The sequence below is a fragment of the Stenotrophomonas sp. STEN038 genome, from assembly GCF_056759895.1.
In genome coordinates this window covers 23,216-47,080 of sequence record NZ_JBRRDW010000037.1, presented here as the reverse complement: position 1 = coordinate 47,080, position 23,865 = coordinate 23,216, and the positions used below count along the sequence as shown (strand labels likewise).

The following is a 23,865-nucleotide window of genomic DNA, read 5'->3' as shown; positions in this document are numbered from 1 at the left end:
ATTTGTAGGCTTGCCGGGTCTTGCTGGTGATCTTGCCTGCAGACATGACTGTCTCCCAATGCTACCCCCAACAGAGGCTAGCTCTGTCTAGGAAATCCTGGGAACTCCAGTCATGCACGTTGTGTAGCCCGGTTAAGCGCAGCGCACCCGGGAGGTTGGGTCTCTTGGTGTTTCAGGTTGCTTGCGGACGGCCCCGGGTGCGCTGTGCTTACCCGGGCTACGTTTATGCCGGGCTGCGGCAGTTGCCTGACTGTCTGCTTGGCCGGCCGTCTAAATGAACGGCTTTGCGCTTCAACCGGCTTTTCAACCGTTTCACTCCGCTTTCCGCGCCCGGCAGGCTATCTTTGCCGCGGGTCGCTGGCGACCCATTCATTTCGCGGTGGTTCCGGCCTGGCGCGGTGCGCTTCCGGGGCTGTTGGGTCTTTCAGGAGAGTGAAGTGGCAAAAGTAGGGAAGCGGCGTCTGGGCAGTGTTGTGCGTGGCGTCGGTCGGGTCCTGTTGGCGTTCTTGTGCCTGTGCATCGGTATCTGGGGCGGGTTTGCGCTGTGGTACCAGTTCCCCGGCAATGTGGTGGCCAAGGTCGTGGCGATCCTGGTGTGGTGCGTGCCCAGTATCTGGGCGATCCGCGCGGGCTTCGGCCCAGTGCGGCGCTGGCATTCGCTGGCGGTGTTCGGCGCGCTGTTCGCGGTAATGCTGATCTGGTGGGCGACGCTCGACCCGCAGCAGGACCGGGCCTGGGCCGATGACGTGGCGCAGCCGCTGCATGCGCGCATCGAGGGTGACCGCCTGATCATCGACAACGTGCGCAATTTCCATTGGCGTACCGAAACCGACTACGACGTACGCTGGGAAGCGCGTGAGTACGATCTGTCGCAGGTACAATCGGTGGACATGATCCTGTCCTATTGGATGGGCCCGGCGATTGCGCACACGCTGGTGTCGTTCGGTTTCGCCGATGGCCGCCAACTGGTGTTCTCGCTGGAGATCCGCAAGGAGCAGGGCGAGTCGTTCTCGGCGCTGGGTGGCTTCTTCCGCAAGTTCGAGTCGGTGCTGGTGGCCTCGGATGAGCGCGACATCGTGCTGACGCGCAGCAATGTGCGTGGCGAGGATGTCTATCTGTACCGCCTGCACGGGCTGAGCCGGGACAAGATGCGCGATCTGCTGCGCTTCTACGTCGACCGCGCGCAGCAGCTGGAACAGGCGCCGCGCTTCTACAACACGCTGACCAGCAACTGCACCACGGTGGTGTTCGAGCTGATGCGCCGCATCCAGCCCAACCTGCCGCTGGACTACCGCTTGCTGGCCTCCGGCTATCTGGCCGAGTACGCCGCCGACGTCGGTGGGCTGACCCCGGGCGTGCCGCTGGCGACTCTGCAACAATCAGGGCGTATAACGCTGCGTGCACGCGAAGCGGGCGATGTGGCTGATTTCTCTTCCCGGATACGCGCTGGCGTACCCGGCATTCCCGCACCAGGAACCAACCCATGACCCACACCCCGCAGACATGGATACGCCGGCTGCTGCCGGTGGTCGCGGTAATGGCGCTGCTGCTGTCCAGCGGCTGCGCCATGGTGAAGATGAAAGCGGTGAGCAACACCGATTATGTGATGCTCAAGCGTGGCGACATTCTCAGCACTGGCAAGCTCAGTGCCTTGTCGCAGGAGTCGTTGTCGGTCATTGGCTTGACCGAAAGTGATTGCAGCAAGGACCTGCCCACCTGCCGGCAGACGGTCACCACCAACGATGGCCTGCAGTCCGAGCAGCGCCTGTCCACGTTGGCCGAGCTGTGGATGCAGGAAGCCCTGGCGCTCACCCCAAAGGCCAAAGGCAATGAACCCATCGAGTTGCCGCCGGCAGCCTTGAATGCCTGGCTGGAAACCGCGCGCTACTCCTATTTGTACCTGTTCTTCAGCGGCCGCAGTCCGGCGCAACGCGCCCTGGAAGACCGGCTCACCCAGGTGCGGGATTACTACAACTACGCGACCGAGCAGGCCGCGTCGGTGGTGTTCCAGCGCACCCGCGCGCGGGCCTTGGAAGGCGAGGACATCAACCTGCCGGTGCGGGTGGACGAGTGGACCATCAGTGCGAAGTTCGACCAGCTCAAGCTCGAAGGCGTGCCCAGGCAGCTGGTGGCCGCATCCTCGGTGAGCTTTGCCGGGCTGCGCAGCTCCTACCGTCGCGATGGCTTTGGTGCCGAGCTGGTGGCGATGATGGAAGCGCCCACGCTGGCGCAGGCGATTGAAGTGGAGGAGCGCAAGCAGGATCTGCCGGTCTACAGCGAGATGCCTGCGGTCAACGTGACCGCCGTGCTGAACTTCAGCGGCAATACGCTGGAAGAAATACTGGCAACCCGGCAGGTGCAGTTGGAGGCCTATTCGCCCGACCTCAGCAGCATCCAGATGCGCGGCCAGGAAGTGCCGCTGGCAGCCAACTTCACCGCCGCCTATGGCCTGTGGCTGGCCCAGTCCGGGTTTGCCACCGAGTCACTGCGCACCTTGTTCGGCCGCGGCGAAGGCATCCGCGAGCCGCACATCTACTTGATGCAGCCCTACGATCCGAACAAGCGCATCATCTTCATGCTGCACGGCCTGGCCAGCAGCCCGGAGGCCTGGGTGAATCTTGCCAACGAGATCATGGGCGACGAGGAGATGCGCGAGCATTACCAGGTGTGGTCGGTGTATTACCCGACCAATGCGCCGATCGCCTTGAACCGTTACACCATCAGCAAGGCCTTCAACAGCACGCTGCATCACTTCGACCCGAAGGGCACCGCGCCGGCATCGCATGACATGGTGTTCATCGGCCACAGCATGGGCGGCGTGATTGCGCGCTTGATGCTCAGTGACTCGGGCGATGTGCTGTGGGAAAACACCCGCCAGCGCTACAACCTGCAGGGCGAGCGGCTGGCGCGGGTGGAAGCCAAGCTCGGGCCGGTGCTGCACTTCACCCCGCAGCCGAACGTGGAGCGGGCGATCTTCCTGGCTTCGCCGCACAAGGGCACGGATGCCGCTGGCAACCGGCTCGGCCGTTTGATCGGCAGACTGGTGCGCTTGCCGCTGACCATTCTTGGTGCCTTCGGTGATGCCTTCATGGCGCTGCAGGACCCGGGCGAAACCGATGGCAAGAAGCCCAAGGAGCCGGTGATCACCAACAGCATCGAGAACCTCAAGGCCAGCGATCCCTTCATCGAGGCGTCTTCGGCGCTGCCGATCCAGCCGGGCCTGAAGTACCACTCCATCATCGCCAAGCGCAAAGCCGATGTGCCGACCGCCCAGTCCGACGATGGGCTGGTGCCGTACTGGAGCGCGCATCTGGATGGTGCGCTGTCGGAGAAGGTGATCGAGTCCGGCCACAGCGTGCAGGAAACACCGGAAGCGGTGCTGGAAGTGCGCCGCATCCTGCGCAAGGACCTGCTGGAAGTGGAAGGCGTGGACGCCGCGCACTGAGCCTGCGCCGGGCTGCATGCAGCCCGGGCAAAGGATCAAGCCGGAGATCGTCGCGCAGAGTTGCGACGCAGGAGATTGTTGAGCTGCGTGATCGAACGCTGCTCAGCCGATGCGGCGACCAACCACGGTTGCCAATCCGGCCAACAGCAGCGTCACCGCGAAGCACAGCAGGTAGCCGCTGGTTTCATTGCCGCCAACGGTTGCGGCGAACAGCGAGCCGGAGATCGCCAGCGTCGAGGCGACGGCGATGCCTTCGCTCAGCTGCAGTGCAGAGCTGTTGGCACCTTGCTCGTGCGGCGCCGACAGCGACAAGGTCAGCACCGACAGGCTGGGGTAGATCAGGCCCATGCCCAGCCCGGTCAGCGCCCAGCCGGCAAGCGCCAGCATCAAGGGCACGCCCGGATACAGCGTGAGCACGGAAATCAGCAGGCCTGCCAGCATCAGCCAAGTGCCGGCCTGCAGCATGTGCGTACGCCGCCAGCCGAAGTGCTGGTGGCCTTGCATCCACGAGCCGGAGAACCAGCCCAGCGCACCCAGGCTGAGCGCTGCGCCGGCCCACAGCGGCGACAGGTCACGCTCGCGCTGCAGCAGCAGTGGCAGGAAGGCCTCGGCGCCAAAGAAGGCCGAGGCGGCAATGCCACGCAAGGCAATCACGCTGGGCAGGCCGCGGCGCAGCAGCAAGGTGCCGCTGGGCAGCAGATGACGCGCACAGAAGATCAGTGCAATCACTGCCGCCGTCATCACCGCCAGCGCCTGTGCGCCTTGCAGCTGTCCGCCGATATACAGCAACAGTGCGGCCAGCGCCGTGCCCATCGCCCAGCGCACCACTGGCCGCTGCTCGACATCGCGACGGATGCTGGTTTGGGTACTGCGCAAGGCCGGCAACAGCAGCCAGGCCGCCGGCAAGGCCAACACCGGCACGATGAGGAAGACCCAGCGCCAGCTCAGGTGCTGCACGATCAGGCCGCTCAGGCCGGGGCCGATCAGTGAAGGCACCACCCAGCCGGCGGAGAATGCGGCGAACACTTTCGGTCGCAGCACTTCCGGATAGGTGCGCGCGACCAGCACATACAGTGATACCGAAATCGCGCCGATGCCGACGCCTTGCAGCAGGCGGCCGACGATCAGTACATCCATGCGCGGCGCCAAACCGGCCAGCAACAGGCCAATCAGGAAGCTGCCCAGGCCCAGCCACAAAGGCCGTGCCGGGCCTTGCTGGTCACACATGCGGCCAGCCAGGGTCATGCCGATCACGCTGGTGGCCAGTGCGCCGCCGAAGGCCAGCGCGTACAGGCGCAGCCCGTCCAGAGCCTCGGCCACGCTGGGCATGGCGGCCGCCACGGCCAGCGCTTCGAAGGCGATCAGCGAGATCAGCGCGACCATGCCGAAGGTGGTGGCACGGTATTGCGGGGCGAGGATGGAGGTGCTGGCCGGTGGGGCCGAGGCGATGCTTTGGGAACTCATGATGCGGCGCTGCTGCTTGAGTTGCGGCTGGGGGGCGTGCAGCATCACACCTCAACCATGGTTGAGGTCAAGTGATGTCCACGCGGGAACTGAGTGTAGGTGAAGTGGCCCGGCGCAGCGGTGTTGCGGTGTCGGCCTTGCACTTCTATGAGCGCAAGGGACTGATCCACAGCCAGCGCACGGCCGGTAACCAGCGAAGATTCCAGAGTGATGTGCTGCGGCGACTGGCGCTGATCCAGGCCGCACAGCGGGTGGGCATGCCGCTGCAGGCGGTGGCCGAGCGCCTGGCGGAACTGCCGGAAGGGCGCGCGCCCACAAAGGCTGACTGGGCGAAGATGTCGGCGCGCTGGCGCAAGGAACTGGACGAGCGCATCGCAACGCTGCAGTTCATGCGTGACCAGCTCAGCGACTGCATCGGTTGCGGCTGTCTGTCGCTCAAACGCTGCGGTCTGCTGAATCCGCAGGACGTGCTGGGGCAGCGTGGCGAAGGCCCGCAACGCGTGGGCTAGCGTTGCAAGACGGTATCGGCAAGCTGCCGGGTATCGGACGACACACCAGCAGTGTCTGCTGCCCGGGCCACAGTGCGTGGCCCGGATGGATCAGATTTCCGCTTCGATCGCCGGCATCGCCAGACGCGAGCGGGTCAGTACCATGCCGAGGTTGGCGGTACGGCGGCAGACGAACACCATCACGTAGTCAGGGTAGCGCTTGCCGCGCATGAAGACGTGGATCAGGTTTTCGCTGTTGACGATGATTTCCTGGAAGTAGTGCGCGCCTTCCTGGTCTTCCAGACCGCGTGCGCGGCGGAACATCTGCTCGATGCTGCGGATGTTCGGACCTTGGTACAGATCGGCGGTAGCGGCGGCGACCAGATCCAGCACTTCGCGCGGATGTGAGTCGACGGTGCGTACCGACAGCAGCATGCCGGAGCTGATATCGACGTAGCCGGCGGCCACGCATTCGGGGATGGAGGCGACGGATTGCTGCAGGGTGGTGTCGAGCGACATGGGGGAATCCTTGCGGAAGGGGGAGAAAAAGGGAAAGCGATGCCCGCAGGCCGCAGTGCGGCCCGGCATCACTCAGGGGGTGATCAGTCGCAGGCGCGGATCAGCAGGTTTTCTTCCAGCGCATGCAGCAGGTCTTCCTGCTCCTGCGACTGCACGAAACCCGGATCCAGCGTGCGCAGGCGGCGCAGTGCCTCATTGGCGGTGAGCCCTTCGCGGATCAGCCACGCGGCCAACACCATGCCAGTTCGGCCTAGGCCGGCCAGGCAATGCACCGCGACGACTTCGCCTTCGCGCAGCATCACCTCGATCTTGGCCAGTAGCAGCTTGGCCCACAGCAAGGGTGGTGCACCGCGGTCAACGATGCCCAGGTGATAGCTGCGCAGCCCGTAGGGGGCCAGTCGCTCGGCCGACATCTCGCGTTCGGTCAGGTTGACCAGCACGGTCACGCCCATGCCACGCAGCAACGCCAGATCGTGATCGATGGCGAATACCACGCCGGGCATCGGGCAGCCGGCGAGTTTGCCCGGCACCAGCCAATGGAAGCCGTTTGGGCCGCGCCGTGACGGCGTGGCGGACAGACGGACCGGTGCAGGTGTCGGCATTGGCACTGGCATTGGCATTGGACGAGGCGCTTCCACTGCAGGCGCGGCAGGCGGGCTTGGGGCTTTCTCAGTGATGACAACGGGCGCAGGTGCGACAACGCCATCGGCCAGTTCTTCGGCACGCGCATCCGGCGCCGGCACATGGCAGCTGCCGGTGCGCAGGAACTGCGCCAGCACCGGGTGTTGCCCGCTATTGGCGAAGAAGGCATCCACCGGCGCATCAACCTGCACCTTGCCGCCGGCCAGCAGGATCACCCGCGAAGCCAGACGTCGGGCCTGACCTTGATGGTGCAGGCTGACCAGGCAGCAGTGGTTGGCAGACAGACGTTCAATCAGCGTGAGCACTGCTTGGGCATCAGCCGGCTCCAGCTCACTGGTCGGCTCGTCGATCAACAGCAGCGCGCTACCGCTGAAGGCGGCGCGCAGGATGGCGACCTGGCGGGCGAGTCCGCGCGGTAGATCGATCACCCTGTGCTGCAGATGTGCGGCCACCGCAGTGGCGCCCAGCGCTTGCAGGCGCGCGTCGATTTCTTCGCGCAATGACTGCGGCTTGTTACCCGATTGCGGGCGCAGCGCAGCGCTGAGGTTCTCCAGCACGCTGAAGCCAAGCTCGCGTGCATGCTGTTGCACCAGTACCGGCGGCTGCGTTGCAGCCTCCAGTGGCGCGCCCTGGAACAGCAGCGTGCCCCAGCGCTCGCCATGCGCGTTGCTCTGGCCGGACAAGGCCTGCAGCAATGAAGACTTGCCGGTGCCACCCGGGCCCATCAACACCACGATGCCGGGACCGCTGATGTTCAGATCAATGCAGGCCAACACGGTGCGTTGGCCACGGCTCATGCCCCAGCCTTGCAGCTGCAGCAACGGGGTAGGGGAGTTATGGACTGGCAAGGACGTCACTCTGCCCGTCGCAAGCCACGTTTCTGAGGCCTGCGCGGAATTGGAAAGGCGGTCAGTATGGTTTGTGTTAATTCCATGTCAATTTGACTTTGTGATGTGCGCGGGCAGGGCGCATCAGCCGTGCAGGCTGCGACGTGATCGCAGCTGCGGGGTCATATCAAATTGATTGGGAAAGGAAATGCGTGCTTTTCCAGCAGCATTTCCAACGAGATTTGCAACGGCGAATACGGCGCTGAAACAACAAACAAGACGATGCCTATTGTTTCGGCGGGATTCAGAAATTTCGCTCGAAGCGAACGTTTCCCGCACCTGCATCCGCGCTTATCTGCAGATCCACGCGCAGTTGATCGCGTGGATTCGCGTCGAGCACACCGATCAGATCGGTATAGGAACCGGTACGCACCGCACGCAAGTCAATCTGTTGGCGCTTGCCGGAAAGGTCTGTGGCGATGGCTTGTACCTTGCCTTCGGCTGGAAGTTCTTCGCCTTGTTCCAGTTGTCGTAGTGCAACCACCAACAGTGCGCGGTCGGCTTCGCGTTGCACCTGGTAGCTGCGGGCGACTGCGTCATTCATGGCCAGCGTTGGCAGCAGGTTGTAGTGCACGCGCAGCTTGCCGAGGTCAGCGTGGCTGGGTTGCGCTTGTTGGATGATGGCTGCGCGCGGGGAGGGTTCCGCGGAGCAGGCGGCAAGGGTGAGCAGCAGGGTGGAGGACAGCGTTAGGGCGAACCGGGGCATGGTGGAGCTCCTGGGCTGCGGTGTTTGTTGATGGATGAGGGCTTCAAGATTGCTTGAAAGCTACAAGGCTTCGCCTTGCTCCCCAACCCCCGCTCCGCGCCCCGGCACTTGCGCCAGCGCAAGGGCGTTCGATGGGCAGCGAACCGGTGGTTCGCAAGCTGCCCCTCTCACCCCACAAGGGGAGAGGGGCTTGGTATTGCTTGCGACTGGCAGCGTTCTTGCTGCTCAATCGTTCGCAGCAGAAAGCTCCTTGCCGCGCTTGGCTGCCGCATCAATGGCTTTCGCGGTCAGTGCTTCAAAGCCGCCGGCCTGGAAGGTTTCGATGGCCGCCTGGGTTGTGCCGCCCGGGGAAGTCACGCGGCGGCGCAGTTCGGCCGGGGCTTCGCCGGCTTCGGTCAGCATGCGTGCGGCACCGAGGACGGTATCCAGTACCAGCATGCGGGCCGCGTCCGCCGGCAGGCCTTGTTCCAGTGCTGCGGCTTCCATCGCTTCGGCGAGCAGGAATACATAAGCCGGGCCGCTGCCGGAGACAGCGGTTACAGCGTCCATCAGTCCCTCGCTCTCGATCCAGACGGTGCGGCCGGCGCTGGCAAGGACCTGCTCGGTCTGCGCGCGCTGGGCGGCGGAGACGCGTGGGTTGGCGAACAGGCCGGTGACGCCGGCACCGAGCAGGGCGGGGGTGTTGGGCATGGCGCGGACGATGGCCTGGTCGCCACCCAGCCAGCGTTCGAGCTGCGCAGCGGTGATGCCGGCGGCGATCGAGGCGACCACCGGCTGCTGTGCGGCGGCGACGGGACTCAAGGCCTCGCAGACGGTACGCATCACCTGCGGCTTGACCGCCATCAACCACAGCCCGGCATGAGCGGCGGCGGCTTCGGCCGCGTTGTAGGTATGCACGCCGAAGTCCTGCGCCAGTGCCTCGCGCAGGGCGGCGACCGGCTCGGCGACATGGATGCGGTTGGCGGCCATGCCGCGTCGCAGCAAACCGGCGATCAGGCTGCGCGCCATGTTGCCGCCGCCGATGAAGGCGATATCAGTGTCCGGGAGCTGGGTGTCGGGGAGGTCTGCGTACGGGCTGCTGGTCATCAATCCAATCTCGGTGCAATCAAGGGGAGGGGCGTTGGCCGAACAAGGCGGTGCCGACCCGGACCATGGTCGAGCCGGCGGCGATGGCTTCGGCAAAGTCACTGCTCATGCCCATCGAAAGTGTATCGACCTGCGGGTGTTGCGCGGCCAGGTCGGTAAACAAGGCCTGCATGCGTGCGAACGCGGCTTGCCGTTTAGCTGCTTCAGGGAAGGGGGCAGGGATCGCCATCAGCCCGCGCAGCCAGAGCCGTGGCTCATTGGCAATGGCATCGGCCAGCGCGGCGACCTGCGCCGGGGCGCAGCCATGCTTGCTGTCCTCATCGTCGATGTTGACCTGGATCAGCACGTTGAGGGGGGGCAAAGCGGCCGGGCGGTGCTTGGCCAGGGCGCTGACCAGCTTGGTCCGGTCCACCGTCTGCACCCAGTCGAAGACCTGGGCGGCCAGCTCGGCCTTGTTGGACTGCAGGTGGCCGATCAGGTGCCACTCCAGGCCCAGTTCGGCCAGTTCGGTGATCTTGGCGGCTGCCTCCTGCACATAGTTTTCACCAAAGGCGCGCTGTCCTTGGGCGGCCAGAGCGGCCACCGCAGCGGCCGGCTGCAGCTTGGACACGGCCAGCAGGCGGACTGCCCGGGAGGGGCTGGAAGCAGCGTCGATCTGCTGCCGGAGGGTGGCCAACGACACGGTTTGCAAAGCATCTACCTCTTACGTGGGAAGGCTTATACTGCCCGCTAGGGGAAACACCTTACATATACTCGCAACGCAGGGGACAGAGCGCGTATGGACATCGCTGAACTTTTGGCGTTCTCGGTCAAGAACAAGGCCTCGGACTTACATCTTTCCGCCGGCCTGCCGCCGATGATCCGTGTGGACGGTGACGTCCGCCGCATCAACATCCCGGCCCTGGACCACAAACAAGTGCACGCGCTGGTGTACGACATCATGTCGGACAAGCAGCGGCGTGATTACGAAGAGTTCCTCGAGGTCGACTTCTCGTTCGAGATTCCCTCGCTGGCGCGCTTCCGTGTCAATGCGTTCAACCAGAACCGTGGTGCCGGTGCGGTGTTCCGTACCATTCCCTCGGAAGTGCTGACGCTGGAAGACCTGGCCTGCCCGCCGATCTTCCGTGAGTTGATCGAGCAGCCGCAGGGGCTGATCCTGGTCACCGGCCCGACCGGTTCGGGCAAGTCGACCACGCTGGCGGCGATGATCGACCACATCAACAAGAACGAATACGGTCACATCCTCACCGTCGAGGACCCGATCGAATTCGTGCACACCTCGCAGAAGTGCCTGATCAACCAGCGCGAAGTGCACCGTGACACGCACGGCTTCAACGAGGCCCTGCGCTCGGCCTTGCGTGAAGACCCGGACATCATCCTGGTCGGCGAATTGCGTGATCTTGAGACCATCCGCCTGGCACTGACCGCGGCAGAAACCGGTCACCTGGTGTTCGGCACCCTGCATACCAGCTCGGCGGCCAAGACCATCGACCGTATCATCGACGTGTTCCCGGCTGGCGAAAAGCCGATGGTGCGCTCGATGCTGTCCGAGTCGCTGCGTGCGGTGATTTCGCAGGCACTGCTCAAGCGCGTCGGCGGCGGCCGCGTGGCCTCGCACGAAATCATGGTGGCAACACCGGCGATCCGTAACCTGATCCGCGAAGACAAGGTGGCGCAGATGTACTCGTCCATCCAGACCGGCCAGCAGGTGGGCATGCAGACGCTGGATCAGAACCTGCAGGATCTGGTCAAGCGCAGTCTGGTCACGCGCAACCAGGCCAAGGAATACGCCAAGGACAAGCGTCTGTTCGAGTAATTCCAGGTTTCGGGATTAGAGATTCGGAATTCGGGATTCGCAAAAGCCGGAATCGACGGGGCGCCGTGGAGTCATCCCACGCCCTGTCCCGGCTCTCCATCGGGAGCCAGACATGAGCACTATTGATTTCACCTCGTTCCTCAAACTGATGGCGCACCAGAAGGCGTCGGACCTTTTCATCACCGCCGGCATGCCGCCGTCGATGAAGGTCAACGGCAAGCTGTCGCCGATCACCCAGACACCGCTGACGGCGCAGCAAAGCCGCGACATGGTGCTCAACGTGATGACGCCGTCGCAGCGCGAGGAGTTTGAAAAGACCCACGAATGCAACTTCGCCATCGGCGTCTCCGGCGTGGGCCGTTTCCGTGTGAGCTGCTTCTACCAGCGCAACCAGGTGGGCATGGTGCTGCGTCGCATCGAGACGCGCATTCCCACCGTGGAAGAGCTGAACCTGCCGCCGGTGGTCAAGACGCTGGCCATGACCAAGCGCGGCATCATCCTGTTCGTCGGCGCCACCGGTACCGGCAAGTCGACTTCGCTGGCCGCAATGATCGGTTACCGAAACCAGAACTCGACCGGCCACATCATCACCATCGAAGACCCGATCGAATTCGTGCACAAGCACGAAGGCTGCATCGTCACCCAGCGCGAAGTCGGCATCGACACCGACAGCTGGGAAGCAGCACTGAAGAACACCCTGCGACAGGCGCCGGACGTGATCATGATCGGCGAAATCCGTACCCGCGAGGGCATGGACCACGCGGTGGCATTTGCAGAAACCGGCCACCTGGTGCTGGCCACGCTGCACGCCAACAACGCCAACCAGGCGATGGACCGCATCATCAACTTCTTCCCGGAAGATCGCCGCAATCAGCTGCTGATGGATTTGTCGCTGAACCTGAAAGGCGTGGTCGCACAGCAGCTGGTGCCGACCCCGGACGGCAAGAGCCGCCGGGTGGCGATGGAAATCCTGCTGGGCACGCCGCTGGTGCAGGACTACATCCGCGACGGCGAAGTGCACAAGCTCAAGGAAGTGATGAAGGATTCCGTGCAACTGGGCATGAAAACCTTCGATCAGAGCCTGTTCGAGCTGTACCAGGCCGGCGAGATCAGCTACGACGACGCCTTGCGTTACGCCGATTCGCAGAACGAAGTGCGCCTGCGCATCAAGCTGTCGCAGGGCGGCGACGCCAAGACTTTGTCGCAGGGTCTGGATGGCGTGGAGATTGCCGAGGTTCGCTGAGTCTGGCTGGTTTGGTTGTTTGAAAAGCCGCTCCTTTTGGGGGCGGCTTTTTTGTTGGGGGGAGGGGGGAAGATCAAGAGCACCCCTCCCGAACCCTCCCCTTCGCTACGCGAAAGGGAGGGGCCAAGGCCGAGCGAAAGCGAAAGCCGAAGCCGAAGCCGAAGCCGAAGCCGAAATCTTGGCGGAGGCCGCTCTTCTCCCTCCCTTTCGCGTAGCGAAGGGGAGGGCCGGGGAGGGGTGCTTTTGCTTTTGCTTACAGCTCGCGCTCAAACCATCACCATCCAGGCAAATTACCGCCCCATCCAAGCAGGCCCAATCGCCGTAATCTTCACCATCACCGGGCAATCCTCCCGGTGCGCGCCCGGCAGATACCCCAGGCTCATCAAAAATTCCCCGGTGATCTCGCCACCGGTAAACCGGAAGGTCTTCTTGAACAGCTTCACCCAGTCCGCCTTGGGCAACGGGTGATGCGCATCCAGCCACTCGGCGAAGCTGCCATGCGATGCACGCAGGCCCTGGATTACCTGCGCGTTGTGGATCGCCGCTGCCACCTTGAGCCGGTTACGGATGATGCTGGCATCGGCCAGCAGGCGGGCGATATCCGCCTCGCCATAGGCCGCCACCGCGTCCACGTCGAAGCCGCTGTAGGCGCTGCGGAAGCCTTCGCGCTTGCGCAGGATGGTTTCCCAGCTCAGGCCGGCCTGGTTGATTTCCAGTAGCAGGCGTTCGAAGAGCTCGCGTTCGTCGCGCTGCGGGAAGCCATACTCGTTCTCGTGGTACGGCCCGTGCACGGGGTGGCCCGGGGCGAAATCACAGTAGTAGGTCATGGGCGTCTCCGCGTTAAGGAAGCCCCGATTATCGCCCCTGCGAAGCGTCAGGCAGCCGCAGCCGGTAGAATGCAGACATGTCTGCGTTGTCGCCACCTCTTTCCAATCACCTGCTGGTGGCTTTGCCATCGCTGGTCGACCCCCAGTTCGCGCGTAGCGTGGCCTTGATCTGCCAGCACGACGAAAACGGCGCCATGGGCGTCGTGGTCAACCAGCTCTCCGATTTCACCCTGGGCGATGTGTTCGCGCAGATGGCGATCGATACCGACGATGGCGACCTGCGCGCCGTGCCGGTGCTCAATGGCGGGCCGGTGCACACCGAGCGCGGTTTCGTCATTCACGATGATGCCCGCGCGTGGGATTCCAGCCTGAAGGTGGGCGATGGCCTTTACCTGACCACGTCCCGCGACATCCTCGAAGCCATGGCCCGTGGCGAAGGCCCGCGCAATGCCCTGGTCACGCTCGGCTGTGCCGGCTGGAGTGAAGGCCAGCTGGAGCAGGAGCTGGCGGAGAACAGCTGGCTGACCGTGCCCGCCGACGCTGCCGTGCTGTTCGACACACCGCTGGACGAACGCTGGCAGTTGGCCGGCGCGCGCATCGGCGTTGATCTGTTCCTGGTCACCGGATACAGCGGCCGTGCTTGAGTCCAACACACTTTCCACCAGCAGCACGGTACTGGGCTTCGATGTCGGCTCGCGCCGCATCGGCGTTGCCATTGGCAGCTCGCTGGGCGTCGGCGCGCGTGCGATCGCGGTCGTCGATGTGCATGGCAATGGCCCGGACTGGAACGCACTGGACAAGCTGCACAAGGAATGGCGGCCGCAAGGCATGATCGTCGGCGATCCGCTCACCCTGGAAGGCGAAGACCAGCCCAACCGCAAGCGCGCGCACGCCTTTGCCAGGCAACTGCAGCAGCGCTACAAGGTGCCGGTATTGCTGGTGGATGAGCGTTCCAGCTCGGTCGAGGCCGCGCAGCGCTTCGCCGTGGAGCGCGCCGAAGGCCGCAAGCGTCGCCGCGATGCCGCCAACCTCGACGCCGTTGCCGCCGCCGTCATCATCGAGCGCTGGTTGTCGGCGCCGCACGAAGCCACCCCTATTTCCTGACTGTCGAAGACCCTGCCATGACCGCTTCGCAACTTGATGCCCAAGGACGCCTGCGCCACCTGCTGACCCTGGATGGGTTGCCGCGGGAAACCCTGCTGCAGCTGCTCGACCGTGCTGGCCAGATCCGCGATGCCGCGGTCGGCCGCATCAACAACAAGCGCGCGGTGCTCGCCGGTACCGGCGTCTGCACCCTGTTCTTCGAGCCCTCCACCCGCACCCGCAGCTCGTTCCAGCTGGCGGCGCAGCGGCTGGGTGCTGACGTATTGAATTTCGATGCGTCCACGTCATCCGCGCGCAAGGGCGAGACCGCCTGCGACACGCTGAAGAATCTGGAGGCGATGGGCGTGCGTGGTTTCATCGTGCGCCACCCGGACGATGGTGCGGTGGCCGAACTGGCTGGCGTGGCCGGCGAAGGCACCGCCCTGATCAATGCTGGCGACGGCCGCAGCGCGCATCCGACCCAGGGCCTGCTCGACATGCTGACCCTGCGCCAGGCCAAGGGCAGCGATTTCTCCAAGCTGAAAGTGGTGATCGTCGGCGACGTAAAGCACTCGCGTGTTGCGCGTACCGATCTGCAGGCGATGCGCACCCTGGGCGTCGGCGAGATCCGCGTCTGCGGCCCGCAATCGCTGCTGCCGGAGGATGGAATCCTTGATGGCTGCGTGGTCGGCCATGATTTCGACGCAATGCTGGAAGGCGTTGATGCGCTGATGATGCTGCGTCTGCAACGCGAGCGCATGGAAGAAGGCCTGGTGCCATCGCTGGAGCAGTACCACGCGCAGTACGGCCTCAACAGCGAGCGCCTGAAGCGCGCGGCCAAGGACGCAGCGGTGCTGCACCCGGGCCCGATCAACCGCGGCGTGGAAGTCACCGACGAAGTGGCCGATGGTCCGCAGTCGTGGGTGCTGCGCCAGGTCGCCAATGGCGTCGCGGTGCGCATGGCCGTGCTGGAAACCCTGTTGGGCTGAGTTGGCAGCGGCAGGGCATTGACCCTGCCGGTGCTGTTGACCTTGCGCTTGCAGGCAACACCGTGGAGCAACAAGTATGGATGCGAATGTGAAAGCTGGGCCGGTGCGCTGGGACCTGCTGACGATGTTGGTGTTGCTGGCGCTGGCCGTGGTGATCTGGTTGCCTGCGCTATGGACCCCGTTCTGGGGTGACGACTACGTGTTTCTGCATGCGGCGCGCTTGGCCAATCTGGCCAGCCAGCCGTGGTCGGAAACCTTCTGGCCAGTGCAGCCGGAACTGTTCTGGCGGCCACTGTCGCAGACGGCGTGGTGGCGTGTGGTTGAGAGTGTGATGGGCGGCAACGTGCTGGTCGCACACTCGGTCATGCTCGTGCTGCAGTTGCTGGCCGCGCTTGGCGTTGGCGTATTGGGACTGACCATCGCACGCGTTGCCGGCTGGCCGGCGCGCTGGGCGGTGGCGGGTTTGAGCGCGGGTTTCTATGGTGTGCTCGCCGTCAGTCTGCTGACGGTGCATTGGGTTGCCGCAGCCAACAGCCCGCTGTTGGTGCTGTTCACCACGCTGCTGCTCGCAGCATGGTTGGCAGCCTCCACTGCGACTGCACGCAAACGACTGTTGTTGCTGGCAGCGGTGCCGTGTCTGCTGGTTGTCGCCTTGCTCAGCAAGGAGTCGGCGATCCTGATGCCGGTGCTGATGCTGATCTGCAGCGTGTTCGCCGGCGCGCGTTTGCGCCGTGGCGAATGGTTGGTTCTGCTGTCATGCGTCGTGCTGGCTGGTATCTGGTTGTTGCTGCGGCAGAAAGCCACGCTGCCTCCTGCGCCGGAGTACGCCTACGGTTTTGGTGGCAACCTGATCAAGAACGGTGCGTCGTTCGGTGCGTGGTTGCTCAACGTGCCACGTGAGGCACTGCGCATGGTCGCCACCGGCGAGATGCTGAAGGGCGCCGCCTGGGCGCTGCTGGCAGCCTTGCCGGTTGTGCTCGGCTGGGTGCTGGCTGCATCCAAGGGTGGCTGGCGGCGTTTGGATCGTCGCCAATGGATGTTGCTGGTGGCGTTTGCCGTTGTCGCCTATGCGCCTTACTTCCCGCTGGTCTGGAACAGCTACGAGTACTACGCCGCGATCTCCGCGATCCTGCCGGCCATCGTGCTGGCGCGATTGCTGCAAGGGCGCCGGGTCGCTGTGCTGGTAGCGGTGCTGATGGCGCTGTCGTGCTGGATATCGGTGGCCGGAACGCGCTGGCTGGATCACCCGGGTCTTATCGGTCGCGCGCGCTGGGCGGAAGCATCCGTACAGCAGTTGGCCGCGCAGCAGCTGAAGGCCCCGTTGTGGGTGCATGTGGCTGATGACCAGCGTTTCTATGCGATTGGTCTGCATGGTCTGGCATGGCGGCTGGATGTGCCGTTGGAGCAGATCCACGCGGTGGATGCCTGCCCGTCGAGCGGATCGGGTACCTGTCTGGAAATGGATGCCAAAGGGCGTTGGAGCCATCATCCGGTAGCGCCTTGAGCCGCAGGTTCGGTGCAGCTTCTGCAAGCAGGTTGGGATTGCGTGATGCCCCACTGTAGAGCCGAGCCATGCTCGGCTGGGGTGTTACCGGGAAAGCCTCTGCCGAGCATTGCTCGGCACTACGCGGGGTTTGCTTGTAAGGCCTCTGCCGAGCATGGCTCGGCACTACGCTGCTACGGTTTTCCTGTCTGGCGCTTGCGTTGGTAGCAGGGCTTTGGCCTGGGCATGCTCGCCTTTCAGATTCAGGGCATTGGCCTCCTGTACGGAAGCACGCAATTCCTTGCCCAGCGCTGGCTCACCGGGCTGCGAGTAGATCTGTGTGGTGCTGAGCGTGACCGGATCGACGGGCTCGTCGGCAAGTACGTTGGCGCACGCCAACGCCAGGGCAATACAAAGCAGATAACGCATACGTCCCCCGCGCAGCGATGTGGAGGCCAGCGTAGCCGGAGCCGCGGCGAATCGGTAGGGGGCTGCGGTGCAGGCGCTCAGCTGCGCGGCGCCATTTCCAGGATTGCCAACTGCTGCTGTGCTTCTTCATTGCCAGCTGCGGCAGCGGCCTGCACCTGGGCCAGGTCCGGGTGTTGCACTACCAGCAACGGGTACTCGCATTCGGGGCAGGCGTATTCGGTCTGCTCGTCGTGCAGCTCCATTTCCATCTGCCGTGAGCTGCCTTTCCATTCGCAGGCGGGGCAGTTGTGCAGCTCTTCGCGCCAGCCGGTCTGGTAGTAGTCGTTTACGGTGATGGTCATGGGCAGGGCCTGAAACAAGGGCGGTAAATGTAGCCCGGGTAAGCGGAAGCGCACCCGGGAGTTCTTCGCGGAAAGCCCCGGGTGCGCTGGCGCTTACTCGGGCTACGGTTTTGCAGTCAGTGCAGCAGCACCAGCGTGGCCAGGCCGAGGAAGGTGAAGAAGCCCATCGAGTCGGTGACCGCGGTCAGGAAGATGCCGCTGGCCAAGGCCGGATCGAAACCCAGCCGCTTCAACGTCAACGGCACCAGTACGCCGGCCGATGCGGCAAACAACAGATTGAAGGTCAGCGCGATCGCGATAACCAGCGACAGCCCGGGCATGTGGAACCAGGCCAGTACGATCAGGCCAAGCACGGTCCCCAGCACCACGCCGTTGAGCAGGGCGACGCGCAGTTCTTTCCACAGCAGGGTGCGCGCATTGGAGGCGCCGACCTGACCCAGCGCGAGACCGCGGATCATCAGCGCCAGCACCTGCGTACCGGCGTTGCCGCCAAGGCCGGCGACGATTGGCATCAGCACTGCCAGCGCGACCAGCTTGTCAATGGTGCCTTCGAAATGACCGACCACGCTGGAGGCGAGGAAGGCGGTGCAGAGGTTCACCGACAGCCACATCAGGCGCCGGCGCATGGCGCGCCAGACCGGGCTGAACAGGTCTTCGTCCTCGTCCAGACCGGCCGCGCCCAAGGCCTGGTGATCGGCCTGGCCACGGATGATGTCGACCACGTCATCGATGGTGATGCGGCCGATCAGGATGTTGTTGTCATCCACTACCGGTGCCGAGACCCAGTCATGATCGGAGAACTGGCGGGCCACTTCGTCGGCGCTTTCACCCACGTCGATGGCCGGTTGTTCGTCGTCGATCAGGCGGTTGATCGGGGTGGTGTCTTCGTGGGTGACCAGCGAAGCCAGCGAGAGCCGGCCCAGATACTGGTGGCGACGGCTGACCACGAACAGATGATCGGTGTGGTCGGGCAGTTCGCCGCGCAGGCGCAGGTAGCGCAGCACCACGTCGACGTTGACGTCGGCACGCACGGTGACCACGTCCGGATTCATCAAGCGGCCGGCGGTGTCTTCCGGGTAGGACAGCACCTGCTCCAGCCGCTCGCGGTTCTCGCGGTCCATCGACTTGAGTACTTCGTCGATGACGGTATCGGGCAGGTCCTCGACCAGATCGGCAAGGTCGTCGATGTCCAGATCTTCGACGGCGGCGATGATTTCGTCCGCGTCCATGTCCGCCAGCAGGCTTTCGCGCACGTCTTCACCGACATGCACCAGCACCTCGCCGTCGTCCTCGGGGTCGACCAGCCCCCACACCACTTCGCGCTTGCCGGGCGGCAGCGATTCAAGCAGGTTGCCGATCTCGGCCGGCGACAAGGTGTTGACCAGGCGACGCACCGGGCCCAGACGGCCGCTGTCCAACGCATCGGAAAGCAGGCGCAGCTGGCGTGCGGTCTTGTCGTGGCGTACGGCTTCGGCCATGCGCAGCTCCCGGTATGGTGATGGCCGCTGTCCGTGGCGACTGGGCGCCAACGGCGGTGTTTAGCCCGCCATTATCACGCGCGACGCGCGGGCTTGCATACAACCGTTGCGCCCGGAATCAGTTTCCCGCGCTGCCGGTGATCCAGCGTTCAATGCCGCGGCGGTCGCGTGCAGCCAGCAATTGCGGGGCCTGCAGGCGCAGCTCGGCCAGGTTCACTTCGCGGATGGCGCGCCGCACTTCCAGCAAAGTGGCCGGGTGCAGACTGAACTCGGTCAGTCCCAAGGCCAGCAACAGGGCTGTCATGCGCGCGTCACCTGCCATTTCACCGCAGACCGCCACCGGCGTGTCATGCCGCCGCGCGGTTTCGATCACCTGGTACAGCAACCGCAGTACCGCCGGATGCAGGGGTGAATACAGCTCGGCCACGGCGTCATTGTTGCGGTCGGCGGCGAGCAGGTACTGGACCAGATCGTTGGTGCCGATCGACAGGAAGTCGACCTGGTCGATGAAGGTTTCCAGTGCGATTGCGGCGGCCGGCACTTCGATCATCGCACCGACCGGAATGTTCTCCGCCACCTCATGGCCGTCATTGCGCAGGATCGCGGCCAGCCGTGACAGGCGTCGCCGTACCGCCATGATTTCCTCACGGGTGGTCAGCATCGGTACCAGGATGCGCAGCGGGCCGTAGCCGGAGGCACGCAGGATCGCCCGCAGCTGGGTGTCGGAGACTTTGGGGCGGGCCAGTGACAGGCGTACGCCACGCAGGCCCAGGGCAGGGTTTTCTTCGCTGCTGAGTACCAGACCGGTGCGGTCGGCCTTGTCGGCGCCCAGGTCCAGGGTGCGGATGGTGACCGGACGGCCGCTCATGCCCAGCACGGTGTCGCGGTAAACGCGGAACTGTTCTTCTTCGTCAGGCAGCTGGTTGCGCTGCATGAACAGGAATTCGGTGCGGTACAGGCCCAGGCCACGGGCACCCAGCGCATGCGCCTGGGCCACGTCGTCATGCGACTCGGCATTGGCCAGCAGGGTGATTTCCGCGCCATCGAGGGTGCGGGTAGGCTTTGCCCGCAAACGGCCGAGCTCGCGTTGTTCACGGGCCAGTTCGCGTTGGCGCAGGCGGTACTGGCGCAGATCGTCCGGGGCTGGATCGACCACGATCTCGCCGCTGACGCCGTCCAGTATCAATACATCGCCATCGCTGACTTTCTGCAGCACCGCGGTCGCAGCCACCACCAGCGGCATGTGCAGGCTGCGGGCGAGGATGGCGCTGTGCGAAAGCACGCTGCCGGCACTGCTGACGATGCCGACCACGCCCTGTGCCTGCAGCTGCGCCAGTTCCGATGGAGCGACGTTCTCGCAGACCAGGATCTCGCCGGCCAGCCCTTTCATGGTGGTGGTGCGCTTGTGCAGGAAGGACTGGATGCGCCCGATCACATGGTCCAGGTCGTCCATCCGGCTTTTCAGGTAGGCATCTTCCATGCCCTCGAATACCTTGGCCAGGCGGTCGCGCTGGATGCGCAGGGCGTGGCTGGCGCTGTAGCGCTTGCTGCGCACCAGTTCGTCCAGCGCGGTCAGCAGTTCGGGGTCGTCCAGCAGCATGGCGTGCAGGTCGAGGAATTCGCCCACTTCCGCCGGCAGCGCGCCCTGCAGGCGGGTCCGCAGCTCGCGCATTTCCTGGCGCGCTGCATCGGTGGCACGGTGCAGCCGTTCCAGCTCGTGTTCCACCGCAGCGGCGGCGACGCGCTTTTCACCAATATCCTGCACGTGCGGCAGGCGTACGCGGGCACGGCCGAGCGCGCTGCCACGGGAAGCGGGCAGGCCCGATAAACGGGTCATTGCTGCCGGCTCCACACGATGGCTGCAGCTGCGCGCGCGGCCTGTGGCATCAGCTGTCCTCGTCGAAACGACGCTCGAACAGCGCAGCAACTGCCTCCAGTGCGGCCGCTTCGTCTTCGCCGTCCACGCGCACCGTTACCGGCGTGCCTTGGGCGGCGGCCAGCAACATCACGCCCATGATGCTCTTGGCGTTGACCTCGCGGCCCTTGGCCACGAGCGTGGCGTTGGAGCGGAAGGCGGACATAACCTGCACCAGTTTGGCGGTGGCCCGGGCATGCAGCCCCAGCCGGTTGGAAACCATGAGTTCTTGTTCAAGCATCGTCGGTGATGACTCCATTGCGAGCGCCCGCCGCCGCAGTGGCGGGCAGTTGGTCCAATCCCTGTTCCGGATAGTTCATTACCCGCAGCAACATCGCCAGACTCAATCCCGATACGCGCTTGGTGGGCGTGCCCAGGCGCGCCAGTTTGCCGGCAAGATTGCTCGGGCTGGCGCCATACAGATCGGTCAGTATCAACACGCCGCCGTCACCTTCCACCCGTCGCATCGCCGCCGAAGCGGCAGGCAGCAGGGCATCCAGGTCGGCGTCGAAAGGCACTTCAAACGCTTCTGTTTTCAGCGGCAATTGCCGCAACAAGGCAGTCGTCACTTCCAGCAGGGAAGTGCCGACACCGGTATGAGTAACTAGAAGAATGCCGCAGGTCATCCCTGAACGTTAACAGGTCAGGGTGAGTCCGCGATAGCGCTTAAAACTGTCTTCTGTGTGCCATTCAGGGCATGCGCAGTGAACGCGCATGCGCCCCGTCAATCCTGTTCGCGATGAAAGGTGGCCACGTCCTGCCAGCCCTGCTCACGGGCATGCCGGGCAAGGCGCTCGGCCAGGTAGACCGAGCGGTGTTTGCCGCCGGTGCAGCCGAAGGCGACGGTGACATAACTGCGGGTCTCGCTGCCCAGCTTGGGCAGCCAGGTGTCGAGCAGATCCTGCAGTTGGGTGACGTAGCGCACCACATCGGGTTGCTCGTCCAGATACTCGCGGACTTCACGGTCGCGTCCGGTCAGCGAACGCAGTTCCGGGTCCCAGTGCGGATTGGGCAGGACCCGCGCGTCGAAGACGAAGTCGGCTTCGGCCGGCACGCCGCGCTTGTAGGCGAACGACTCGAACAGCAACGACAGTTTGCTCTCGTGGCTGAGGGCGAACTCGGTGATCACCCGGCGGCGCAGCTGGTGTACGTTGAGCCGGGTGGTATCGATGATGGCATCGGCTTCGCGGCGCAGTGGCGCGGTCAGCTCGCGTTCGCGGCTGATGGCCTCCGGCAGCGACAGGCCGAGATGGCTCAGCGGATGGCGGCGACGGGTATCGGCATAGCGGGCAAGCAAGGTGTCGTCGTCGGCTTCGAAGAACAGCAGGCGCACGTCAATGCCGTAGTTCAGCGCGGTTTTGCGCCATGTGGATAGTTGGCTCAGGTCGCTGCGGCCACGCACGTCGATGCCAACCACCAGTCGCTGCGGACGGGCTTCCTCGCGTTCGCCGAGCACGCCGCGCACGAATTCCGGCAACAGGTTTACCGGGATATTGTCCGAGCAGTAGTAATCCAGGTCTTCAAAGGTCTTCAACGCCACCGACTTGCCCGAACCGGACAGGCCGCTGACGATGATCAGTACCGATGCGGGGTGCGCACTCATGAACTACGTTGCTCCAACAGATTGCTATGGCGGGCGATGAACATCGCCGCCGGGTCGATGCCCTTGGTGCGCAGGATATGCAGGCGGGTGGCAGCCTCGGTCAGCACGGCCAGGTTGCGCCCGGGCATCACCGGCAGGGTGATCAGCGGCACGTCCAGGTCCAGCACGTGGCGTTTGCCCGAATCGCCGGTCAGGCGCTCATAGCCATAGCTGCTGGGTTCGGTCATCGGCTTGGTCAGGTGGACGATGAGGCGAAGGTACTTGTTCTTCTTTACAGACGTGTCACCGAACATCTGGCGCACGTTCAGCACGCCCAGCCCGCGTACCTCCAGCAGGTCCTGCAGCAGCTCCGGGCAGGTGCCGTCGAGCACGTCGGGAGCGATCTGGGTGAATTCAGGGGCGTCGTCGGCGACCAGACGGTGGCCGCGTGACAGCAGTTCCAGCGCCAGCTCGCTCTTGCCCGAGCCTGCCTCACCGGTGATCAGTACGCCGATGGAATAGATCTCCATGAATACGCCATGCAGGATGACCCGCGGCGCCAGCGTGCGGGCCAGGTGGTAGCTGAGGTGGTTGAGCAGCTCGTGGCCACGGCGCGGTGACACCCACAACGGGGTCTGCGATTCATCGGCGGCCGAGCGCAGGTCTTCCGGGCAGCCGTGGCTTTTGGTGATCACCAGCGCCAGTGGCCGGGCCTGGATGATGCGCTCGATCACTTCCCAGCGCTGGCGGGCATCCAGCGAATCCAGCCAGGTCAGTTCCTCGGTGCCAAGGATCTGCACTTTGTTCGGGTAGATGGTGTTGAGGTAACCGGCCAGTGAGGGCCGTCGCGACACGGTATTGCCGGCTTCCAGCTCACGCTGCGCACCGGCATGGCCGGCTACCCAGCGCAGGTCGAGCTTCTCGCGCTGGTGGTCGAAGAGTTCCTGGGCGGTGATGCTGGTATTCATCCGCTACGCGCCTGCTGCGGGTTGATGATGATGTCTTTGAGGGTCTGCGCATCGGGGGCAATGCGCAGTGCCTGACGGATGTCCGGGTCGGAAAATATCTCCGCCAGCTCGGACAGCAGCATCAGGTGTTGGTGGGTGTAATGCGCCGGAACGGCCATCGCGAAGACCAGGTCGACCGGTTCGTCGCCGCCGAAATCAACGGGTTGTTGCAACCGTAGCAGGGCGCCGCGTGGCTCCTGCAGGGTTTCCGAACGTCCATGTGGAATGGCGATGCCGTGGCCAATGGCGGTGCTGCCGACGTTCTCGCGTTCGCGCAGGCTCAAAAACAGGCTGTCCGCGCCGGCCTCACGGCAGGCAAGCAGGCGGGAGGCGGCAATCAGGGTGCTGTCTCGATCAGCGACCGCGAGTACCTGGGTACTCACGGCCGCCATCAGGTCGGTCAACGGCATGTTGGCTTACGGCTGGGTATAAAGA

Annotated in this window: 25 protein-coding genes; 9 read left to right on the top strand and 16 right to left on the bottom strand. The window is 64.4% G+C overall.

The genetic code is table 11. The features are described from left to right. Window positions 1-473 precede the first annotated feature (473 nt). Together ACVOLS_RS15080 and ACVOLS_RS15075 are read left to right on the top strand one after the other, a co-directional pair. Window positions 474-1,487, top strand: a complete 1,014-nt coding sequence (locus tag ACVOLS_RS15080; RefSeq protein ID WP_481546272.1) for an Lnb N-terminal periplasmic domain-containing protein — start codon at window positions 474-476, stop codon at window positions 1,485-1,487. Beyond that, window positions 1,484-3,445: an esterase/lipase family protein gene (locus tag ACVOLS_RS15075; protein WP_481546270.1), complete on the top strand. Its 1,962-nt coding sequence runs from the start codon at window positions 1,484-1,486 to the stop codon at window positions 3,443-3,445. Before ACVOLS_RS15080 ends, ACVOLS_RS15075 begins: the two co-directional genes overlap by 4 nt. Window positions 3,446-3,547: 102 nt before the next feature. On the opposite strand, the gene ACVOLS_RS15070 is transcribed toward ACVOLS_RS15075, so the two are convergent. Then, the gene (locus ACVOLS_RS15070; RefSeq protein ID WP_481546269.1) at window positions 3,548-4,909 is read right to left on the bottom strand and encodes an MFS transporter; all 1,362 of its coding nucleotides are present in this window, start codon (window positions 4,907-4,909) and stop codon (window positions 3,548-3,550) included. A gap of 74 nt (window positions 4,910-4,983) precedes the next feature. Between ACVOLS_RS15070 and soxR the strand changes: the two genes are divergently transcribed. Next, window positions 4,984-5,418 carry a redox-sensitive transcriptional activator SoxR gene (gene soxR, locus ACVOLS_RS15065; protein WP_282268518.1) on the top strand — a complete coding sequence of 145 codons (435 nt, stop codon included), beginning with the start codon at window positions 4,984-4,986 and terminating at the stop codon, window positions 5,416-5,418. Window positions 5,419-5,508: 90 nt separating this feature from the next. Here the strand turns inward: soxR and ACVOLS_RS15060 are convergent, their stop codons facing one another. The 5 genes from ACVOLS_RS15060 to ACVOLS_RS15040 all read right to left on the bottom strand — a co-directional run bounded on the left by ACVOLS_RS15060 (window position 5,509) and on the right by ACVOLS_RS15040 (window position 9,919). Then, window positions 5,509-5,916 (bottom strand): hypothetical protein, encoded by a 408-nt coding sequence (locus ACVOLS_RS15060; RefSeq protein ID WP_303749129.1) that lies wholly within the window; start codon window positions 5,914-5,916, stop codon window positions 5,509-5,511. 83 nt (window positions 5,917-5,999) lie between these two features. Then, on the bottom strand, window positions 6,000-7,355 hold the full coding sequence (locus ACVOLS_RS15055) for a phosphatase domain-containing putative toxin (protein ID WP_481546268.1): 1,356 nt from the start codon (window positions 7,353-7,355) through the stop codon (window positions 6,000-6,002). Between the two features lie 334 nt (window positions 7,356-7,689). Beyond that, window positions 7,690-8,151, bottom strand: a complete 462-nt coding sequence (locus ACVOLS_RS15050; protein WP_481546267.1) for a DUF4426 domain-containing protein — start codon at window positions 8,149-8,151, stop codon at window positions 7,690-7,692. Window positions 8,152-8,376: 225 nt separating this feature from the next. Next, window positions 8,377-9,237, bottom strand: coding sequence for a pyrroline-5-carboxylate reductase (gene proC / locus ACVOLS_RS15045; RefSeq protein WP_481546266.1), 861 nt, complete (start codon window positions 9,235-9,237; stop codon window positions 8,377-8,379). Between the two features lie 19 nt (window positions 9,238-9,256). Next, window positions 9,257-9,919 carry a YggS family pyridoxal phosphate-dependent enzyme gene (locus tag ACVOLS_RS15040; RefSeq protein ID WP_481546271.1) on the bottom strand — a complete coding sequence of 221 codons (663 nt, stop codon included), beginning with the start codon at window positions 9,917-9,919 and terminating at the stop codon, window positions 9,257-9,259. Between the two features lie 96 nt (window positions 9,920-10,015). Between ACVOLS_RS15040 and ACVOLS_RS15035 the strand changes: the two genes are divergently transcribed. After that, entirely contained in the window at window positions 10,016-11,053 is a 1,038-nt protein-coding gene (locus tag ACVOLS_RS15035; RefSeq protein WP_296251652.1) for a type IV pilus twitching motility protein PilT, read from the top strand. A gap of 112 nt (window positions 11,054-11,165) precedes the next feature. Further along, the gene (locus tag ACVOLS_RS15030; protein ID WP_481546265.1) at window positions 11,166-12,296 is read left to right on the top strand and encodes a PilT/PilU family type 4a pilus ATPase; all 1,131 of its coding nucleotides are present in this window, start codon (window positions 11,166-11,168) and stop codon (window positions 12,294-12,296) included. Between the two features lie 290 nt (window positions 12,297-12,586). Here ACVOLS_RS15030 and ACVOLS_RS15025 read toward each other — a convergent pair whose 3' ends face one another. Beyond that, on the bottom strand, window positions 12,587-13,123 hold the full coding sequence (locus ACVOLS_RS15025) for a DNA-3-methyladenine glycosylase I (protein WP_481546264.1): 537 nt from the start codon (window positions 13,121-13,123) through the stop codon (window positions 12,587-12,589). Window positions 13,124-13,200: 77 nt separating this feature from the next. Here ACVOLS_RS15025 and ACVOLS_RS15020 point away from each other — a divergent pair, with 77 nt between their 5' ends. The 4 genes from ACVOLS_RS15020 (at window position 13,201) to ACVOLS_RS15005 (ending at window position 16,699) form a co-directional block, all read left to right on the top strand. Further along, window positions 13,201-13,767 (top strand): YqgE/AlgH family protein, encoded by a 567-nt coding sequence (locus ACVOLS_RS15020; protein WP_481546263.1) that lies wholly within the window; start codon window positions 13,201-13,203, stop codon window positions 13,765-13,767. Further along, window positions 13,760-14,227, top strand: a complete 468-nt coding sequence (gene ruvX / locus ACVOLS_RS15015; RefSeq protein WP_296251643.1) for a Holliday junction resolvase RuvX — start codon at window positions 13,760-13,762, stop codon at window positions 14,225-14,227. Before ACVOLS_RS15020 ends, ruvX begins: the two co-directional genes overlap by 8 nt. Window positions 14,228-14,244: 17 nt before the next feature. After that, window positions 14,245-15,195, top strand: coding sequence for an aspartate carbamoyltransferase catalytic subunit (locus tag ACVOLS_RS15010; RefSeq protein WP_481546262.1), 951 nt, complete (start codon window positions 14,245-14,247; stop codon window positions 15,193-15,195). A gap of 88 nt (window positions 15,196-15,283) precedes the next feature. Further along, window positions 15,284-16,699: a hypothetical protein gene (locus tag ACVOLS_RS15005; protein WP_481546261.1), complete on the top strand. Its 1,416-nt coding sequence runs from the start codon at window positions 15,284-15,286 to the stop codon at window positions 16,697-16,699. 165 nt (window positions 16,700-16,864) lie between these two features. On the opposite strand, the gene ACVOLS_RS15000 is transcribed toward ACVOLS_RS15005, so the two are convergent. From ACVOLS_RS15000 to ACVOLS_RS14960, 9 genes are all read right to left on the bottom strand, one after another. Further along, window positions 16,865-17,107 (bottom strand): hypothetical protein, encoded by a 243-nt coding sequence (locus tag ACVOLS_RS15000; RefSeq protein ID WP_481546260.1) that lies wholly within the window; start codon window positions 17,105-17,107, stop codon window positions 16,865-16,867. Between the two features lie 77 nt (window positions 17,108-17,184). Further along, window positions 17,185-17,448, bottom strand: a complete 264-nt coding sequence (locus ACVOLS_RS14995; protein WP_481546259.1) for a hypothetical protein — start codon at window positions 17,446-17,448, stop codon at window positions 17,185-17,187. A gap of 116 nt (window positions 17,449-17,564) precedes the next feature. Then, the gene (gene mgtE, locus ACVOLS_RS14990; RefSeq protein WP_282267877.1) at window positions 17,565-18,926 is read right to left on the bottom strand and encodes a magnesium transporter; all 1,362 of its coding nucleotides are present in this window, start codon (window positions 18,924-18,926) and stop codon (window positions 17,565-17,567) included. A gap of 118 nt (window positions 18,927-19,044) precedes the next feature. Next, window positions 19,045-20,763 (bottom strand): phosphoenolpyruvate--protein phosphotransferase, encoded by a 1,719-nt coding sequence (gene ptsP / locus ACVOLS_RS14985; RefSeq protein ID WP_481546258.1) that lies wholly within the window; start codon window positions 20,761-20,763, stop codon window positions 19,045-19,047. Window positions 20,764-20,812: 49 nt separating this feature from the next. After that, window positions 20,813-21,082: an HPr family phosphocarrier protein gene (locus tag ACVOLS_RS14980; protein WP_481546257.1), complete on the bottom strand. Its 270-nt coding sequence runs from the start codon at window positions 21,080-21,082 to the stop codon at window positions 20,813-20,815. Next, window positions 21,075-21,467, bottom strand: a complete 393-nt coding sequence (locus tag ACVOLS_RS14975) for a PTS sugar transporter subunit IIA (RefSeq protein WP_481546256.1) — start codon at window positions 21,465-21,467, stop codon at window positions 21,075-21,077. Before ACVOLS_RS14975 ends, ACVOLS_RS14980 begins: the two co-directional genes overlap by 8 nt. A 98-nt stretch (window positions 21,468-21,565) precedes the next feature. Continuing rightward, complete coding sequence (rapZ, locus tag ACVOLS_RS14970; RefSeq protein ID WP_481546255.1) at window positions 21,566-22,444, bottom strand: RNase adapter RapZ; 879 nt, start codon at window positions 22,442-22,444, stop codon at window positions 21,566-21,568. Beyond that, on the bottom strand, window positions 22,441-23,391 hold the full coding sequence (gene hprK / locus ACVOLS_RS14965) for an HPr(Ser) kinase/phosphatase (RefSeq protein ID WP_481546254.1): 951 nt from the start codon (window positions 23,389-23,391) through the stop codon (window positions 22,441-22,443). Before hprK ends, rapZ begins: the two co-directional genes overlap by 4 nt. Beyond that, window positions 23,388-23,840: a PTS sugar transporter subunit IIA gene (locus tag ACVOLS_RS14960; RefSeq protein ID WP_481546253.1), complete on the bottom strand. Its 453-nt coding sequence runs from the start codon at window positions 23,838-23,840 to the stop codon at window positions 23,388-23,390. Before ACVOLS_RS14960 ends, hprK begins: the two co-directional genes overlap by 4 nt. Between the last annotated feature and the right edge of the window lie 25 nt (window positions 23,841-23,865).

Excerpts from the sequence above, each read along its gene's own strand:
- mgtE (WP_282267877.1), bottom strand. The coding sequence starts at position 18,926 with ATGGCCGAAGCCGTACGCCACGACAAGACCGCACGCCAGCTGCGCCTG.
- soxR (WP_282268518.1), top strand. The coding sequence starts at position 4,984 with ATGTCCACGCGGGAACTGAGTGTAGGTGAAGTGGCCCGGCGCAGCGGT.
- ACVOLS_RS14960 (WP_481546253.1), bottom strand. The coding sequence starts at position 23,840 with ATGCCGTTGACCGACCTGATGGCGGCCGTGAGTACCCAGGTACTCGCG.
- ACVOLS_RS15075 (WP_481546270.1), top strand. The coding sequence starts at position 1,484 with ATGACCCACACCCCGCAGACATGGATACGCCGGCTGCTGCCGGTGGTC.
- ptsP (WP_481546258.1), bottom strand. The coding sequence starts at position 20,763 with ATGACCCGTTTATCGGGCCTGCCCGCTTCCCGTGGCAGCGCGCTCGGC.
- hprK (WP_481546254.1), bottom strand. The coding sequence starts at position 23,391 with ATGAATACCAGCATCACCGCCCAGGAACTCTTCGACCACCAGCGCGAG.
- rapZ (WP_481546255.1), bottom strand. The coding sequence starts at position 22,444 with ATGAGTGCGCACCCCGCATCGGTACTGATCATCGTCAGCGGCCTGTCC.
- ACVOLS_RS15060 (WP_303749129.1), bottom strand. The coding sequence starts at position 5,916 with ATGTCGCTCGACACCACCCTGCAGCAATCCGTCGCCTCCATCCCCGAA.
- ACVOLS_RS15020 (WP_481546263.1), top strand. The coding sequence starts at position 13,201 with ATGTCTGCGTTGTCGCCACCTCTTTCCAATCACCTGCTGGTGGCTTTG.
- ACVOLS_RS15000 (WP_481546260.1), bottom strand. The coding sequence starts at position 17,107 with ATGCGTTATCTGCTTTGTATTGCCCTGGCGTTGGCGTGCGCCAACGTA.
- ACVOLS_RS15035 (WP_296251652.1), top strand. The coding sequence starts at position 10,016 with ATGGACATCGCTGAACTTTTGGCGTTCTCGGTCAAGAACAAGGCCTCG.
- ACVOLS_RS14980 (WP_481546257.1), bottom strand. The coding sequence starts at position 21,082 with ATGCTTGAACAAGAACTCATGGTTTCCAACCGGCTGGGGCTGCATGCC.
- ACVOLS_RS15030 (WP_481546265.1), top strand. The coding sequence starts at position 11,166 with ATGAGCACTATTGATTTCACCTCGTTCCTCAAACTGATGGCGCACCAG.
- ACVOLS_RS15070 (WP_481546269.1), bottom strand. The coding sequence starts at position 4,909 with ATGAGTTCCCAAAGCATCGCCTCGGCCCCACCGGCCAGCACCTCCATC.
- ACVOLS_RS15050 (WP_481546267.1), bottom strand. The coding sequence starts at position 8,151 with ATGCCCCGGTTCGCCCTAACGCTGTCCTCCACCCTGCTGCTCACCCTT.
- ACVOLS_RS15055 (WP_481546268.1), bottom strand. The coding sequence starts at position 7,355 with ATGAGCCGTGGCCAACGCACCGTGTTGGCCTGCATTGATCTGAACATC.
- ACVOLS_RS15025 (WP_481546264.1), bottom strand. The coding sequence starts at position 13,123 with ATGACCTACTACTGTGATTTCGCCCCGGGCCACCCCGTGCACGGGCCG.
- ACVOLS_RS14995 (WP_481546259.1), bottom strand. The coding sequence starts at position 17,448 with ATGACCATCACCGTAAACGACTACTACCAGACCGGCTGGCGCGAAGAG.
- proC (WP_481546266.1), bottom strand. The coding sequence starts at position 9,237 with ATGACCAGCAGCCCGTACGCAGACCTCCCCGACACCCAGCTCCCGGAC.
- ACVOLS_RS14975 (WP_481546256.1), bottom strand. The coding sequence starts at position 21,467 with ATGACCTGCGGCATTCTTCTAGTTACTCATACCGGTGTCGGCACTTCC.
- ACVOLS_RS15010 (WP_481546262.1), top strand. The coding sequence starts at position 14,245 with ATGACCGCTTCGCAACTTGATGCCCAAGGACGCCTGCGCCACCTGCTG.